This is a genomic window from Pseudomonas sp. CIP-10 (genome assembly GCF_020911845.1).
In the GTDB taxonomy this organism is placed as follows: domain Bacteria; phylum Pseudomonadota; class Gammaproteobacteria; order Pseudomonadales; family Pseudomonadaceae; genus Aquipseudomonas; species Aquipseudomonas alloputida.
In genome coordinates, this window is record NZ_CP087160.1 from 4,621,687 (window position 1) to 4,637,060 (window position 15,374).

10 protein-coding genes and 4 tRNA genes are annotated in these 15,374 nt (G+C 63.9%); 6 read left to right on the forward strand and 8 right to left on the reverse strand.

The window, feature by feature from the left end; genetic code table 11:
* The first annotated feature begins 22 nt into the window (after positions 1-22).
* From LMH93_RS20825 to LMH93_RS20835, 3 genes are read left to right on the forward strand one after another with little or no spacing between them, the layout of a single operon-like run.
* Complete coding sequence (locus tag LMH93_RS20825; protein WP_230064555.1) at positions 23-733, forward strand: fumarylacetoacetate hydrolase family protein; 711 nt, start codon at positions 23-25, stop codon at positions 731-733.
* Positions 734-751: 18 nt separating this feature from the next.
* On the forward strand, positions 752-1,510 hold the full coding sequence (locus LMH93_RS20830; RefSeq protein ID WP_185280066.1) for an SDR family oxidoreductase: 759 nt from the start codon (positions 752-754) through the stop codon (positions 1,508-1,510).
* A gap of 24 nt (positions 1,511-1,534) precedes the next feature.
* Entirely contained in the window at positions 1,535-2,485 is a 951-nt protein-coding gene (locus LMH93_RS20835; RefSeq protein WP_230064556.1) for a 2-hydroxyacid dehydrogenase, read from the forward strand.
* A gap of 127 nt (positions 2,486-2,612) precedes the next feature.
* On the opposite strand, the gene nirD is transcribed toward LMH93_RS20835, so the two are convergent.
* The 3 genes from nirD to LMH93_RS20850 form a co-directional block, all read right to left on the reverse strand.
* Positions 2,613-2,975, reverse strand: coding sequence for a nitrite reductase small subunit NirD (gene nirD / locus LMH93_RS20840; RefSeq protein ID WP_230064557.1), 363 nt, complete (start codon positions 2,973-2,975; stop codon positions 2,613-2,615).
* Positions 2,975-5,527, reverse strand: coding sequence for a nitrite reductase large subunit NirB (nirB, locus tag LMH93_RS20845; RefSeq protein WP_230064558.1), 2,553 nt, complete (start codon positions 5,525-5,527; stop codon positions 2,975-2,977). The genes nirD and nirB overlap by 1 nt, the downstream gene beginning before the upstream one ends.
* Positions 5,528-5,793: 266 nt before the next feature.
* Complete coding sequence (locus tag LMH93_RS20850) at positions 5,794-9,819, reverse strand: bifunctional nitrate reductase/sulfite reductase flavoprotein subunit alpha (protein WP_230064559.1); 4,026 nt, start codon at positions 9,817-9,819, stop codon at positions 5,794-5,796.
* Between the two features lie 410 nt (positions 9,820-10,229).
* On the opposite strand from LMH93_RS20850, the gene map reads away from it, so the two are divergent.
* Complete coding sequence (gene map, locus LMH93_RS20855) at positions 10,230-11,027, forward strand: type I methionyl aminopeptidase (RefSeq protein WP_012053431.1); 798 nt, start codon at positions 10,230-10,232, stop codon at positions 11,025-11,027.
* Positions 11,028-11,141: 114 nt separating this feature from the next.
* Here map and LMH93_RS20860 read toward each other — a convergent pair.
* From LMH93_RS20860 to LMH93_RS20875, 4 genes are all read right to left on the reverse strand, one after another.
* Positions 11,142-11,218, reverse strand: a tRNA-Asp gene (locus LMH93_RS20860).
* A 13-nt stretch (positions 11,219-11,231) separates the two neighbouring features.
* Positions 11,232-11,307 (reverse strand) — tRNA-Val (locus tag LMH93_RS20865).
* A 170-nt stretch (positions 11,308-11,477) separates the two neighbouring features.
* A tRNA-Asp gene (locus LMH93_RS20870) sits at positions 11,478-11,554 on the reverse strand.
* A 13-nt stretch (positions 11,555-11,567) separates the two neighbouring features.
* Positions 11,568-11,643: transfer RNA gene (locus tag LMH93_RS20875), tRNA-Val, on the reverse strand.
* A 216-nt stretch (positions 11,644-11,859) separates the two neighbouring features.
* Between LMH93_RS20875 and rdgC the strand changes: the two genes are divergently transcribed.
* Together rdgC and sugE are read left to right on the forward strand one after the other, a co-directional pair.
* Positions 11,860-12,780, forward strand: coding sequence for a recombination-associated protein RdgC (rdgC, locus tag LMH93_RS20880; RefSeq protein ID WP_003252510.1), 921 nt, complete (start codon positions 11,860-11,862; stop codon positions 12,778-12,780).
* A 307-nt stretch (positions 12,781-13,087) separates the two neighbouring features.
* Complete coding sequence (gene sugE / locus LMH93_RS20885; protein WP_003252507.1) at positions 13,088-13,405, forward strand: quaternary ammonium compound efflux SMR transporter SugE; 318 nt, start codon at positions 13,088-13,090, stop codon at positions 13,403-13,405.
* A gap of 4 nt (positions 13,406-13,409) precedes the next feature.
* Here the strand turns inward: sugE and LMH93_RS20890 are convergent, their stop codons facing one another.
* Complete coding sequence (locus LMH93_RS20890; protein ID WP_230064560.1) at positions 13,410-15,287, reverse strand: MFS transporter; 1,878 nt, start codon at positions 15,285-15,287, stop codon at positions 13,410-13,412.
* Between the last annotated feature and the right edge of the window lie 87 nt (positions 15,288-15,374).

Genomic DNA, 15,374 nt, shown 5'->3' on the forward strand with positions numbered 1-15,374 from the left:
CTCCAGTACGGAGGATCCACCCATGACCTACCTGTTCAACCCGCCGGCCATCGTCAGCCTGCCGATCCGCGGCAGCGATGCGCGCTTCCCGGTCGGCCGGGTGTTCTGCCTCGGCCGCAACTACCCGTGGCCGGAATCCTACGGCGCGGCGCCGCAGGAGCCTGTGTTTTTCATGAAACCGGCAAGCAACGTGGTCGAGGCACTGGGCGAACTGCCCTTCCCGCCGCAGACCGACGAGTTCTGCCATGAAGTCGAGCTGGTCGCGGCCATCGCCAAAGGCGGCGCCAACATCGCCAGCGAGCATGCCCTGGAGCACGTGTTCGGCTTTGCCGCCGGTCTAGACATGACCCGTCGCGATCACCAGCGCAAGGCCAAGGCCGAGGGCCTGCCGTGGGAAGGCGCCAAGGTGTTCGAGGCTTCGGCACCGATGACTGCCATCGTCCCCGCCAGCGAATGCGACTGGCCGCTGGATGCGTCCCTATGGCTGCAGGTCAATGGCCAGGAGCGCCAACGGGCACACCTCAGCCAGCAGACCTGGGCATTGGCCGAAGTGATCAGCAGGCTGTCTCGCCAACTGCCACTGCGCCCGGGCGACCTGATCATGACCGGCAGCCCGCCCGGCGTGGCCCCGCTGAACCCGGGCGACACGATACACGCCGGGATCGACGGTATTGGCGAGCTGCACCTGCGTGTCGGCCCCCGCCCTGCCGGGCAAACAGCCAACGCAGCCTGAACCTGACGGAGACCCGACATGACCCAGAACAAGAAAATCGCCCTGGTCACCGGTGCCGGTAGCGGCATCGGCCGCGCCGTCGCCCTCGCCCTGCTGGAGGATGGCTTCAGCCTGGTGCTCGCCGGGCGCCGCGCCGAACCCCTGCAAGCCGTGGTTGCACAGGCGCTGGCAGCAGGCGGTGAGGCACTGGCCGTGCCCACCGATGTACGCGACGAGCAGAGCGTCGCGCAGCTGTTCGCCACCATCGAAGAAGTGCACGGCCGGCTCGATGTGATCTTCAACAATGCCGGCATCAACGCGCCCGCCGTGCCGGTGGACGAGCTGCCGCTGGAGAACTGGCGCAACGTCATCGCCACCAACGTCGACGGGGTGTTCCTGTGCGCCCGCGCTGCCTTCGGCCTGATGCGCCGCCAGCAACCGCAAGGTGGGCGAATCATCAACAACGGCTCGATCTCGGCGCACACCCCACGCCCGTTCACTGCACCCTACACGGCCAGCAAGCATGCGGTGCTTGGCCTGACCAAGGCGCTGGCGCTGGATGGCCGGCCGTACAACATCGTGTGTAGCCAGGTGGACATCGGTAACGCCCTGACCGAGTTGTCCGAGCGCATGACCCGGGGGGTACGCCAGGCCAATGGCGAGATCGCAGCCGAGCCGATGCTGGACGTGCGCCATGTGGCCGATGCAGTGCGCTACATCGCGGCGCTGCCGCTCGACGCCAACGTACTGAACATGACCGTGATGGCCAGCAACATGCCGTTCGTTGGCCGTGGCTGATCCCTGTTTATGATGGAGTGACCGATGAAACCCGAAGTCCTGCAACTGAGCCCTATCCTGATCCCGCAGATCCGTGAGCGCCTGGAACAGCTGTTCACCGTACACCGCTACTACGAACAGGTCGACAAGGAGGCCTACGTCAGCCAGCATGCCGGCAATATTCGCGGCGTGATCACCGGCGGCCACACCGGTATCAGCCAGGCGCTGATGGCACGCTTGCCCCACCTTGAAGTGATCGCGGTCAATGGTGTCGGTACCGACGCGGTAGACCTGGCCTATGCTCGCGATCGTGGCATCCAGGTGACGGCAACCATCGGTGCCCTCACCGAGGACGTCGCCGATCTTGCGATTGGCCTGCTGATCGGCTTGTGCCGGGGTATCTGCACCGGTGACCGCTTCGTTCGCGCCGGCCATTGGGCCACCAGTGCCACGCCGCTGGCACCGTTGCCACTGGCCCGGCAGGTGTCGGGCATGCGCGTGGGCATCGTCGGCATGGGCCGGGTCGGGCGGGCGGTAGCACAGCGGGCGACAGCCTTCGGTTGCCCGATCCGCTACACCGATCTACAGGCGCTGGATGTGCCCTACGGGTTCGAGGCAGATCTGCTGCAGTTGGCCAAGGACAGCGATGCGCTGATACTCGCAGCGGCGGCTGACAAGGGCGAGGCGCTGATCAATCGCGACGTGCTGCGGGCGTTGGGCGCCGAGGGGTATCTGATCAATATCGCACGCGGCAAGCTGGTGGATGAACCCGCGTTGGTCGCGGCGTTGCAGGCCGGCGAGATCGCTGGCGCGGCGCTGGATGTGTTTGCCGATGAACCGCGAGCGCCCGAGGCGTTGTTCGAGCGCGAAGATGTAGTCCTGCAACCGCATCGCGCCAGTGCCACGGTACAGACACGCACGCGCATGGGCGAGATGGTGGTGGCCAGCCTGGTGGATGTATTTGCCGGACGCAAACTGCAGGGGTTGGTTATCTAGTCGGCTTGTGCTGGCCTCCTCGCGGGAAGGCCCGTTCCCACAGGTGCAGCGCCGTATTTGAAGGCGGTGCAGATTCCGTAGGCGCGGGCGTGCCCGCGAAGAGGCCGGCACAGGCAGCAAAGGGGTATCAGGCCACCGCCAGCTCCACCGCCTCCCCCTTCAACCGCACCGGCCACACCCGCAACCTCTGCCCGGCATCCTCCAGGCACTCCCCACTCAGCAGGCTGAAGTGCTGCTTGTAGAGCGGCGCTGCCACCACCAGCTCACCTTGCACACTGCCCACCAGCCCGCGGCCGATGATGTTGGCGCCGGAGCGTGGGTCGCGGTTGTCCACTGCATACAGCGGCTGGGACTGCCCCGGCAGGTAGAACAACGCCACCTGGGCCCCATCGAACCAAACCACGACGCCGGAGTCGGCCACCAGGTCTTGTGCCTGGCACACCGGCTGCCAGTTTTCTTGCGTGTTCACAGCAGCATTGGCCAGGTTCATCAGACAGCCTCCTCGACAGTTGGGATCAGGTGCAGCGGCGCAGCAGGCCGGCGTTGCTCGCGTTCGCGCACGAAGTGCACGTCCGGGTCGGCGCGTCGGTCGTTGACGAAGGTGCGGAAGCGCTTGAGCTTCTCCGGGTCGTTGAGGGCATTGGCCCACTCGCATTCATACTGGTCGACCACCTGCTGCATCTGCGCTTCCAGCTCATTGGCCAGGCCCAGGCTGTCGTCGATGATCACCTGCTTCAGGTAGTCCAGCCCGCCTTCCAGGTTTTCACGCCACACCGAGGTGCGCTGCAGCTTGTCGGCCGTGCGGATGTAGAACATCAGCACGCGGTCGATCAGGCGTACCAGGGTTTCGTCGTCCAGGTCGGTGGCGAACAGCTCGGCATGCCGCGGGCGCATGCCGCCGTTGCCGCACACGTACAGGTTCCAGCCCTTGTCGGTGGCGATAACGCCGATGTCCTTGCTCTGCGCCTCGGCGCATTCACGGGTGCAACCGGATACCGCGAACTTGAGCTTGTGGGGGCTGCGCAGGCCCTTGTAGCGGTCTTCCAGGCGCAGGGCCATGGCGACACTGTCCTGCACGCCGTAACGGCACCAGGTACTGCCCACGCACGACTTCACCGTGCGGGTCGACTTGCCGTAGGCGTGGCCGGTTTCGAAACCGGCCTCGATCAGTTCGCCCCAGATCAGCGGCAGCTCGTGCAACTGGGCGCCGAACAGGTCGATGCGCTGGCCACCGGTGATCTTGGTGTACAGGTCGTATTTCTTGGCCACCTGGCCGATGACGATGAGCTTGTCGGGGGTTATTTCACCACCGGGAATGCGGGGTACCACCGAATAGGTGCCGTTTTTCTGCATGTTGGCCATGAAGGTGTCGTTGGTGTCCTGCAGCGGTACCAGTGCCGGGTCCATGATCGGCTGGTTCCAGCACGAGGCGAGAATGTTGCCCACCGCCGGCTTGCAGATGTCACACCCCAGATGGCCCTTGCCATGGCGCTCGAGCAGTTCACTGAAGGTGCGGATACCCTCCACCCGCACCAACCCGTACAGCTCCTGCCGGGTGTAGGCAAAGTGCTCGCACAGGCTCTTGTCCACCGCCACGCCGCGGGCCGTCAGTTCGTGCTCGAAGACTTGCTTGAGCAGGGCCGCGCAACCGCCGCAGCCGGTCGCGGCCTTGGTGCAGCCCTTGACCGCAGCCAAGTCGCTACAGCCACTGTCGATCGCGGCGCACACCGCCCCCTTGCTGACGTTGTGGCAGGAGCAGATGGTCGCGCTGTCGGGCAGCGCATCGGCGCCCAACGCCGGCGCACCACCGCCTTGCGGCAGGATCAGCGCTGCCGGGTCGGCCGGCAGGGCGATGCCGTTCTGGGCGTACTGCAACAGGGTGTCGTAATAGCTGTTGTCGCCGACCAGCACCGCGCCGAGCACGTGCTTGCCGCTGGCATCCACCACCAAACGGCGGTAAGCGCTGTTGGCTTCATCGATGAAGCGATAGCTGCGCGCGCCCGGCGTGGCACCGTGGGCATCGCCGATCGAACCGACATCCACCCCCAGCAGCTTGAGCTTGGTCGACATGTCGGCGCCGGTGAACGCCACCGCCGCCTCGCCCATCAGCAACGCAGCCAGGTTGCGCGCCATGCTGTAGCCTGGGGCGACCAGGCCGAACACACTGCCGTTCCACGAGGCGCACTCGCCGATGGCGAAGATGCGTGGGTCGCTGCTGCGGCAGTGGTTATCGATGACCACGCCACCGCGCGCGGCGATGTCCAGGCCGCAACCCCGGCCCAGTGCATCCTGTGGGCGGATACCGGCGGAGAACACGATCAGGTCGGTTTCCAGGTGCTCACCGCCGTCGAAGTTCATGCGGTAGCCGTAGGTTTCACCGGCACTGACCGACTGGGTGGCGCGCGCCAGGTGCACCCCCACACCCAGCGCTTCGATCTGCGCCTTCAACGCGGCACCGCCCTCGCCGTCCAGCTGTACCGGCATCAGCCGTGGGGCGAATTCCACCACGTGGGCTTCCAGCCCCAGCGACTTGAGGGCGTTGGCCGCTTCCAGGCCAAGCAGGCCACCGCCGACCACCACCCCTCGGCGGGCACCGGCTGCGGCAGCACGAATGCCATCGAGGTCGTCCAGGGTGCGGTAGACCAGGCGGGCATTGCCGCTGGAGCCTTCGATCGGCGGTACGAAGGGATAGGAGCCGGTGGCCAGCACCAGTTGGTCGTAGCCATAGCGACCTTCGGCAGTGACGACTTCGCGGCGCTCACGGTCGATCTCCAGCACGGCCTCACCCAGGTGCAGGTGCACGCCATTGGCGTCGTAGAAATCGTGCTCACACAGGGCCAGGGTTTCGGCACAGCTGCCGCCGAAGTATTCGGACAGGTGCACGCGGTCATACGCGCGTTGGCGCTCTTCGCCAAATACCCGCACCTCGAAGCGCTGCAGGGCGCCGCGACTGACCAGTTGTTCGACGCAATGGTGGCCGACCATGCCGTTGCCGACGATGACCAGTCGCTCTCGTTGCCCGCTGCTCGCTGTTGCCTTCATAAGCCGATCCTCGATCAAAAAAAAAGCGCCTGGAGCCGAAGCTCCAGGCGCCTTTGCCTGCATCACGGTAGGGGGCCCGGTTGATCGCCGTTGATCAGTGGGCTTTGTTGTATCCAAGGTTAAGCAGGGAGCGTGCCAATTGGGTTGCGTGGGTTGCCTGGGTTGCCTGGGTCGGCCTCTTCGCGGGTAAACCCGCTCCTACACTTGCGCTGGGCACGCCCAGCCAATGCACATTCAAGGTGCACAACACCCCATCTTGGCGCACTTCAGTACACATCGCGCCGATAACGCCTGGCCTTGCTCAAGCCTTCGACATAAGCCGCCGCCGCCGCCGCATCCATCCGGCCATGCTCGGCGACGATTACCCGCAACGCCGCATCCACATCCCTGGCCATACGCTGCGCATCGCCACACACATAGAAATACGCCCCCGCCTCCAGCCACTGCCACAACAGCGCACCCTGCTCAAGCATGCGCTGCTGCACATAGATCTTCTCGGCCTGGTCCCGCGAGAACGCCGTGTTCAGCCGCAGGTGCCCCGCCGCCTGCCAGGCCTGCAACTGCTCCTGGTAATAGAAATCGGTCGCTGCGTACTGCTCACCGAAGAACAGCCAATTGTCGCCTTTTGCCCCCCGTGCCTCTCGCTCCTCGAGGAACGCACGGAACGGTGCAATGCCAGTACCAGGGCCCACCATGATCACCGGCACGCTGTCGTCCTCGGGCAAGCGGAAGTGCTTCGACACCTGCGGGAAGATCGCCACTTTCTGTACCTGCGCACGGTCGGCAAGGAAGCTTGAGCACACGCCTTTACGTTCGCCATAACGCACCGTCGACACCGTCAGATGCACCTGGCCTGGGTGCGCCAGTGGGCTGGAGCTGATCGAATAGAGCCGCGGTTGCAATGGCTTGAGCAGTTCCAGCCAGCTGGCCAGCGGCAACTGCTGGGGGAAGGCGCGCAGCACATCGACCAACTGCCGGCCCCACAGCCAATCTTGCAGCTCGGCCTTGCATTCAGGCTGCAGCAACCGCTGCAGGTCAGGCGCATTGCTGGCAAATGCCTGCAGTTGTTGCGCAGTGACCTTGGCAATTTCCAGATGTGCTTGCAGGGCTTCGGCCAATGGCATGGCGCCATGACCTTTAAGCTCGACCATCGCCTGGCCGTCGAGCTGCATCAGCGTCAGCAGCTCTTCTACCAGGGCCGGGCAGTTGCGCGGCCATACGCCCAGGGCATCGCCGGCAGCGTAACTGAAGCCGCTGCCGCTCAGGTCGAAGACCAGCTGGCGGGTTTCCTTGCTGGCGCCGGGGCCATTGAGCAGGCGGTTTTCCAGTACGGTGGCCATCCAAGGTTGCTGCTTGCTGAAGGCCGATACGGGTGCAGGTTCACTCGCCGGAGGTGGCGCCGCGGCAGTGCCCAGTGCAGGTAATAACGCTTCGAGCCAACTGGCAAAGGCTTCGTCGAAGTCTGGCTCGCAGTCCACCCGTTGCAGCAGGCGCTGCCCTCCCAGCTCGGCCAGGCGCTGGTCGAGCTTGCGGCCAAAACCGCAGAACTGGTCGTAACTGGAGTCGCCCAAGGCCAGTACGGCATAGGGCAGCCCGGCGCAGTGGGCGCCCTCCTCGCCCTGCAAGGCCTGCCAGAATGCCGCGCCGCTGTCGGGCGCGTCGCCATCGCCAAAAGTGCTGGCGATCAACACCACACTGGCAACACCCTGCAGCTGGCTTGGGCTGACCGCCTCCAGGCAGCTGAGTTGCACGCTCAGACCAGCATCGCGCAGGCGCGCGGCACAGCGTTCGGCCAGTTGCTCACCATTGCCGGTCTGCGAGGCCCACAGCACCTGATGCCATGGCGCGGCCTGTGCCGCGATGGGCGCAGTTGCAGGCTGGGCGAACAGCCCGGCCAGCAAACCGTCGACAAACAAACGACGGCTGGCAGCCAGCGGCGCACTGGCCGGCAGGCGGGGTACGCCCTCGGCGCGGGCCTGGTCCAGGCCCAGCAGGAAACCTTGCAGGTAATGACGCTCTTCTTCGGCCAGCACCGGAACCGGCAGGGTGTGCAGGCCAAGCAGACGGGACAGGGTGGCGGTCGGCATGCGGACAGGCTCTACAGTGGCAGTGTTCAGATCAAGGGCGTCGATGCGCTCGCCTGCGACCCGCTCCAGGGCTACGGCGCAGTGTTTGAAGGCAGGCTGCAGCGACAGCGGGTCGACCGCATCGCAGGTCGCGGCATTGATCGCCAATTGCTCGCCGATCAGGTCATTCCAGTGAAACGGCGCAAAGCAGTTGCCCGGCATGACCCGGTCACGGATGCGCGCCGGCAACACGGCGTGCCCCCGGCGTGAGCGAACGGCCACCTGGTCCTTTTCAGCGACACCCAGCCGGGCGGCATCCTCGGGGTGAATCTCAAGGTAGGGGCCGGGCTCCAGCTTGTTCAGTGCCGGCACCTTGCCGGTCTTGGTCAACGTGTGCCACTGGTGCTGCACACGGCCAGTGTTAAGCACCATGGGGTAGTCATCGTCCGGCAATTCCGCTGCCGGCAACCAGGGCCGCGCAAAGAAGCGCGCCTTGCCGCTGGCGGTGGGAAAGGCCAGTGCCGGCCGCCTACCCCGGGCATCGAGCAGGAGCGACTGGCTGCTGCCGTCGTTGAGGTAGCGCAGCGGGCTACGATGCTGCTCGCTGCCCGGTGGACAAGGCCACTGGCGCGGCTGTGTCCGCAATTCGGCATAGCCGATACCGCGCAGGTCATAACCGGTTGAGGGGTTGTGGAAGCGGCGTATTTCCTCATACACCGCTTCGGCATTGGGGTAGTCGAAGGCGTCGGCATAGCCCATGGCACACGCCACGCGGGCAATGATCTGCCAGTCCGGCAAGCTTTGCCCGGGGGGCTCGACAGCGCGTGGCATCAGGGTCAGGTTGCGCTCGCTGTTGATCATCACACCCTCACCTTCGGCCCACAGCGCGGCCGGCAGCAGGATGTCGGCGTAGCGGTTGGTTTCGGTGTCGAGGAAGGCGTCCTGGGTAATGACCAGTTCGGCCTTGCGCAGGCCGTCGATCACTTGCTGGCGGTTGGCGACACTGGCTACCGGGTTGCTGCAGATGACCCAGCAGGCTTTCACTTCACCGGTTTTCATCTGCCCGAACAGCGCCACCGTACCCTCGCCACCTTCGCTGCGCAGGCTGCCGGGTGGCAGTTGCCACTGTCGTTCGACGAACGCGCGGTCGTCGTCCACCAACGCTGAGCGCTGGCCTGGCAAGCCGGGGCCCATGTAGCCCATGTCGCGGCCGCCCATGGCATTGGGCTGGCCGGTCAGCGAGAACGGGCCGCTACCGGGGCGGCAGATGGCACCCGTGGCCAAATGCAGGTTACAGATGGCGTTGCTGTGCCAGGTACCGTGAATGCTCTGGTTCAAGCCCATGGTCCAGCAGCTCATCCAGTTGTTGGCGCTGCCGATCCATTCGGCGGCCTTGATGATATCGGCCTCGGCCAGCCCGGTGATGGCGGCGACGCGCTCGGGGGGGTAGTCGTCGAGGAAGGCCGGCAGTTCGTCCCAGCCTTCGGTGTGGCGGGCGATGAAGTCGGGGTGGGTGCGGCCATTGCGATGCAGCAGGTGCAAAAGGCCATTGAGCAAGGCCATGTCGCTGCCGGGGCGCACCTGCAGAAACAGGTCGGCCTTGTCGGCGGTGGCGCTGCGACGTGGGTCGACGACGATCAGCTTCGCACCGGCCTTGACCCGATCAAGCAGGCGCAGGAACAGGATCGGGTGGCAGTCGGCCATGTTGGCGCCGATCACCAAAAATACGTCGGCGTGCTCGAAGTCCTGGTAACTGCCAGGTGGGCCATCGGCGCCAAGCGACAGCTTGTAGCCACTGCTGGCGCTGGCCATGCACAGGCGCGAGTTGGACTCGATGTGGCGCGTACGGATAAAGCCCTTGGCCAACTTGTTGGCCAGGTACTGGGCCTCCAGCGACATTTGCCCGGACACGTAAAGCGCCACGGCATCCGGGCCGTGCTGGTCGATGATGCTGCGCAGACGCTCGGCGGTGGCAGCGATGGCCTGGTCCATGCTGGTGCGCACTGGCGGCTGGCTGCGTTGCTGGCGCACATAGGCGTCGGCCATGCGCCCGCTGGCACTCAGTGGCAGGTGTGCGGTGAGGCCTTTGGTGCATAGGCGGCCAAAGTTGCTCGGGTGCAGCTTGTCGCCGCTGATCTTGCCGACCTTGCCATCGGCAACGCTCATGACGATGCCGCAGCCCACGCCGCAGTAGGGGCAGACGCTGCGTACTTCGCTGTTGGCCATGGGCGGGCTCCTGAGGAAAACGCAAAAAGGCGCCGGCTGCCCCGGCATGCTGATGCAAGCGGGGCAACACGGCGCCTTTGTCGTGAGGTTTTGCGGGCTGTCGACGTTGATAGCCCTGGTGAGGAGGCTTCAGCAAATAGTGGGCCAGGTGCACTGAACGGCTTTTGTGGGAGCGGCCTTGTGTCGCGAAAGGGCCGCAAGGCGGCCCCCGAATTTCAGCTTTTATCCCTGTATTGCCGGGGCTGCTTTGCAGCCCTTTCGCGACACAAGGCCGCTCCCACAGGGATCGCGCCCGCTTTTAGAAATTGAGCAAGACAGTTGCTCCCACAAAGACAGTGCTGCGGCGAGCCTTGCGCACCATGCGGTGGCAACCTCACGCTCCCAGGCGCTATGCTGGGGCAATTTCCAGCATGAGCAACTGCCCTCCTCCCATGTCCCAGGTGATCCTCAAGACCCCCGCCCAACTCGACCTGATGCGCCGCGCCGGCCAGCTACTGGCCCAGGTGTTCACCGAACTCGACAGCTTCATCCGCCCCGGCGTGACCACGATGCAGATCAACGACCGCGCCGAGGCGTTCATCGTCGATACGCTCAAGGCACGGCCAGCAAGCAAAGGCCAGTACGGTTTCCCTTACTCGCTCAATACGTCGGTGGACCACGTGGTATGCCACGGCATCCCCAAGGTCGATGAGGTGCTCAAGGAAGGCTCGATCATCAACGTCGACATCACGCTGGAACAGGGCGGCTACATTGCCGATTCGTCGAAGATGTATTGCATCGGCAAGATCAGCGAAGAAGCCCGGCGCCTGGTCGACACCACCTATGACGCGTTGTGGAAAGGCATCGAGCAGGTGCGCCCTGGGGCAACGCTGGGCGATATCGGCCATGCCGTGCAGGCCCATGCCGAGGCGGCGGGTTACAGCGTGGTGCGCGAGTATTGCGGCCACGGTATTGGCCAGCAGATGCATGAAGGGCCAGAGGTGCTGCACATTGGCCAGCGCGGCATGGGCATGAAGCTGAAACCGGGGATGGTGTTTACCATCGAGCCGATGATCAACCAGGGTGGCCGCGGCACGCGCGAGTTGAAGGATGGCTGGACGGTGATCACCCGGGACCACAGCTTGTCGGCGCAGTGGGAGCATACCGTGGCGGTGACTGAAGGTGGGTATGAGGTGCTGACATTGCGGGAGGAGGAACGGCGTGGCTGAAGCTGCGGCAAACGCGTGCAGGTAGGGGTACAAAATTCAGGCACAAAAAAAAGCGACCCTAGGGTCGCTTTCTTTGTTACTTCCGGGTGTTCAGTGGGCCCTGGAAGTGGAATATGGCGCAGCGGACGGGACTCGAACCCGCGACCCCCGGCGTGACAGGCCGGTATTCTAACCGACTGAACTACCGCTGCGCTATACATCGAGTGGTGGGTGATGACGGGATCGAACCGCCGACCCTCTGCTTGTAAGGCAGATGCTCTCCCGGCTGAGCTAATCACCCATGTCTCTCGGTGTGGCGCGCATTCTACGGGCGACTTGGCGCTCTGGCAAGCACTTATCGAAGTTTTTTCACACTTCGGTCAAACACCAAAAATCAGGCACAAAAAAAGCGACCCTAAGGTCGCTTTCTTTGTTACTTCCGGGTGTTCAGTGGGCCCTGGAAGTGGAATATGGCGCAGCGGACGGGACTCGAACCCGCGACCCCCGGCGTGACAGGCCGGTATTCTAACCGACTGAACTACCGCTGCGCTATACATCGAGTGGTGGGTGATGACGGGATCGAACCGCCGACCCTCTGCTTGTAAGGCAGATGCTCTCCCGGCTGAGCTAATCACCCTTCGTCTCGGTGTGGCGCGCATTCTACGGAGCGCCCCGCACCCTGGCAAGCACTTTTTAAACTTTTTGCAAAAAAAACCTCAGGCCTTTCAAAGACCTAGCGTTGTCGGGCGATTCTTTCGTGCATAAGGCACTGCTGGCCCTCTGACAGGGCTGGCCTCAATTCACCGCTCGGAGAATAATGCCCGCCTTATGCATTAAGGAGAGATTGCCCCTCATGTGGTTCAAGAACCTGCTGACCTACCGCCTGACCCAGGAAGTTCCGTTCGAGCCTGAAGCGCTGGAAGCCGCCCTGGCCAGCAAGCCGGCCCGCCCCTGCGCCAGCCAGGAGCTGACCACTTATGGTTTCGTCGCGCCGTTCGGCAAAGGCGAAGACGCTCCCCTGGTGCATGTCAGCGGCGAGTACCTGCTGATTGCCGCGCGCAAGGAAGAACGCATCCTGCCGAGCAGCGTGGTCAACGACGCGGTCAAGGAAAAGGTCGAAGAGATCGAGACCGAGCAAATGCGCAAGGTCTATAAAAAGGAACGCGACCAGATCAAGGACGAAATCATCCAGGCGTTCCTGCCGCGTGCGTTCATCCGCCGCTCGATGATCTTCGCTGCCATTGCCCCGCGCCTGGGCGTGATCCTGGTCAACTCGGCCAGCGCCAAGCGCGCCGAAGACCTGCTGTCGACCCTGCGTGAAGTGATGGGTTCGCTGCCCGTGCGCCCGGCCACGGTGAAGATTGCGCCGGTGGCCACCATGACCGACTGGGTCAAGTCGCAGCAAGCCGCCGAAGGCTTCTATGTGCTGGACGAGTGCGAACTGCGCGACACCGCCGAAGATGGCGGTATCGTGCGCTGCAAGCGCCAGGACCTGACTGGCGAAGAGATCCAGCTGCACCTGAGCACTGGCAAAGTGGTGACCCAGCTGGCCCTGGCCTGGCAAGACAAGCTGTCGTTCATTCTCGACGACAAGATGGTCATCAAGCGCCTGAAGTTCGAAGAGCTGCTGCAGGAGCAGGCCGAGCAGGACGGTGGCGATGAGGCTGCGCAACAGTTCGACGCCAGCTTCCAGCTGATGATGATGACCTTTGCCGAATTCCTGCCGGTGCTGTTCGAGGCGCTGGGTGGTGAAGAGATTCCGCAAGGGGTCTGACGGGTATGAGAGGCGGTGCTGGCCTGTTTTCTGCCAGCACCGGCCTCTTCGCGGGTAAACCCGCGCCTACGACGGCCTGCGCCCAATCACCAATGTGTGCCCACCACCAATTGTGTAGGAGCGGGTTTACCCGCGAATACGGTAGCGGCCGCAACGGTGAACGACGGGTGGAAATTGGCCAGCAGGCCCGGCCTTGCCCGGAAGGCCGCAGACAGGCACCATGATGCCCACTGTGAGGACGACCTCACGACGCACCGCGTGACCATTCCGGGGACGGCCCCATCATTCAAACGATGGAGACACACTCATGTCCTGGATCATCCTGTTTTTCGCCGGCCTGTTCGAGGTTGGCTGGGCCGTCGGCCTCAAATACACCGACGGTTTCACTCGACCACTACCCACTGTCCTTACCGTCGGCGCCATGGTCATCAGCCTGGGCCTGCTGGGCCTGGCCATGAAGGAGTTGCCGCTGGGCACCGCCTATGCCATCTGGACCGGCGTAGGCGCAGTCGGTACGGTCATCGCCGGGATCATGCTGTTCGGCGAATCCATGGCCCTGGTGCGGCTGGTCAGTGTGGCGCTGATCGTCTGCGGCCTCGTCGGCCTGAAAGTCAGCGCCAGCTAACCCTCTATCGCAGATGGCCACGCAGGCGGCTGACCTGTTCGCGCAACACTTCAGGCTGCGCCGCCTCCACCGGGACGGCGGCGCCTGCCACGATGGTCACCCGCGACCACAGGCGCTTGAAGAAGCCCTTGGCCGGGTCGCGGCTGAAGAAACTACCCCACAACCCCTGCAGGGCCAGCGGAATCACCGGTACCGGCGTTTCTTCGAGGATGCGGCTGACCCCACCCTTGAAGACATCGATTTCGCCATCGCCCGTCAGCTTGCCTTCTGGGAAGATGCAAACCAATTCGCCATCAGCCAGGTACTCGGCAATCCGCGCGAAGGCCCGCTCGTACGTCGCCTGGTCTTCGTTACGCCCGGCAATCGGGATGGCACCGGCAGTGCGAAACACAAAATTGAGCACCGGCAGGTTGTAGATCTTGTAGTACATGACAAAGCGGATCGGCCGGCGTATAGCCCCGCCCAGCAGCAACGCATCGACGAACGACACGTGGTTGCACACCAGCAACGCTGCACCTTCGTCGGGGATGCGCTCGAGGTCTCGGTGCTGCACGCGGTACATCGAATGGCTGAGCAGCCAGATCAGGAAGCGCATGGTGAACTCGGGCACGATCCTGAAGATATAGGTGTTGACCGCGATATTGAGCAGCGACACCACCAGGAAAAGCTGCGGGATGCTCAGCTTGGCCACGCCTAGCAGGATGATGGTGAGCACCGCCGACACCACCATGAACAAAGCATTGAGGATGTTGTTGGCCGCGATCACCCTGGCGCGCTCGTCCTCGGCCGTGCGGGCCTGGATCAACGCATATAACGGCACGATGTAGAAGCCGCCGAACACACCCAGGCCAATGATCGACAGCAAGATCCACCAGGCCTGGCTCATGCCCAGCAGTGCCAGCCAGTCGTGCGGCGCTGCTGCAGCCGGTACATCACCGGAGTGCCACCACCACAGCAGGCCGAACAGGGTCAGGCCGAACGAACCGAACGGCACCAGGCCGATTTCCACCTTGCGTCCACTGAGCCGCTCACACAGCAGCGAGCCCAGGGCAATGCCCACCGAGAACAGGGTCAGTACCAGGGTCACCACGGTGCCGTCACCGTGCAGCCAATCCTTGGCATAGGCCGGGATCTGCGTGAGGTAGATAGCGCCAACAAACCAGAACCACGAGTTGCCGACGATCGAGCGCGACACCGCCGGCGGCTGGCCCAGGCCCATGCGCAAGATCACCCACGACTGCTTGAAGATGTTCCAGTCCAGCGGCATTTGCGGCGAGGCGGCAGCCGCCCGAGGGATCCAGCGGCTGGCGAGGTAGCCGAGTACCGCCGTGCCGACCACGCCACCGGCCACCACTGTTGCGTAGCTGTCGGCCGACATCATCACCCCCGCGCCGATGGTGCCGGCGAGGATGGCGAGGAAGGTGCCGGTTTCCACCAGCCCGTTACCGCCCACCAACTCTTCCTCGCGCAGGGCCTGCGGCAGGATCGAATACTTCACCGGGCCGAACAGCGCCGAGTGCGTCCCCATACCGAACAGCGCCACCAGCATCAGCCACAGATGGTTGGTGACAAAGCCCAGCGCACCAATCGCCATGATCACGATTTCGGCCAGTTTGATTGCACGGATCAGCGCATCCTTGGCGAACTTCTCGCCAAACTGCCCGCCCAGCGCCGAAAACAGGAAAAACGGCAGGATGAACAGCAAGGCACACAAGTTGACCCAGATCGATCGGTCACCATCGCCCAGGCTGAGCTTGAACAAAATCGCCAGGATCAGCGACTGCTTGAACAGGTTGTCGTTGAAGGCACCCAGCGACTGAGTGATGAAAAACGGCAGGAAACGCCGCTTGCCGAGCAAGGTGAATTGCGAAGATTGACTCATCGTCCTTGGTCCTGAGGGCTTTTCAATTGGAGGCTCGCCAAGCGCGCCGGGCCACAAATCTGCATGGGAAATGCGCTGACTGGCAAG

Coding starts and splice junctions, on each gene's coding strand:
- LMH93_RS20825 (WP_230064555.1), top strand. CDS start 23: ATGACCTACCTGTTCAACCCGCCGGCCATCGTCAGCCTGCCGATCCGC.
- LMH93_RS20830 (WP_185280066.1), top strand. CDS start 752: ATGACCCAGAACAAGAAAATCGCCCTGGTCACCGGTGCCGGTAGCGGC.
- LMH93_RS20835 (WP_230064556.1), top strand. CDS start 1,535: ATGAAACCCGAAGTCCTGCAACTGAGCCCTATCCTGATCCCGCAGATC.
- nirD (WP_230064557.1), bottom strand. CDS start 2,975: ATGAACCTGGCCAATGCTGCTGTGAACACGCAAGAAAACTGGCAGCCG.
- nirB (WP_230064558.1), bottom strand. CDS start 5,527: ATGAAGGCAACAGCGAGCAGCGGGCAACGAGAGCGACTGGTCATCGTC.
- LMH93_RS20850 (WP_230064559.1), bottom strand. CDS start 9,819: ATGGCCAACAGCGAAGTACGCAGCGTCTGCCCCTACTGCGGCGTGGGC.
- map (WP_012053431.1), top strand. CDS start 10,230: ATGAGCAACTGCCCTCCTCCCATGTCCCAGGTGATCCTCAAGACCCCC.
- rdgC (WP_003252510.1), top strand. CDS start 11,860: ATGTGGTTCAAGAACCTGCTGACCTACCGCCTGACCCAGGAAGTTCCG.
- sugE (WP_003252507.1), top strand. CDS start 13,088: ATGTCCTGGATCATCCTGTTTTTCGCCGGCCTGTTCGAGGTTGGCTGG.
- LMH93_RS20890 (WP_230064560.1), bottom strand. CDS start 15,287: ATGAGTCAATCTTCGCAATTCACCTTGCTCGGCAAGCGGCGTTTCCTG.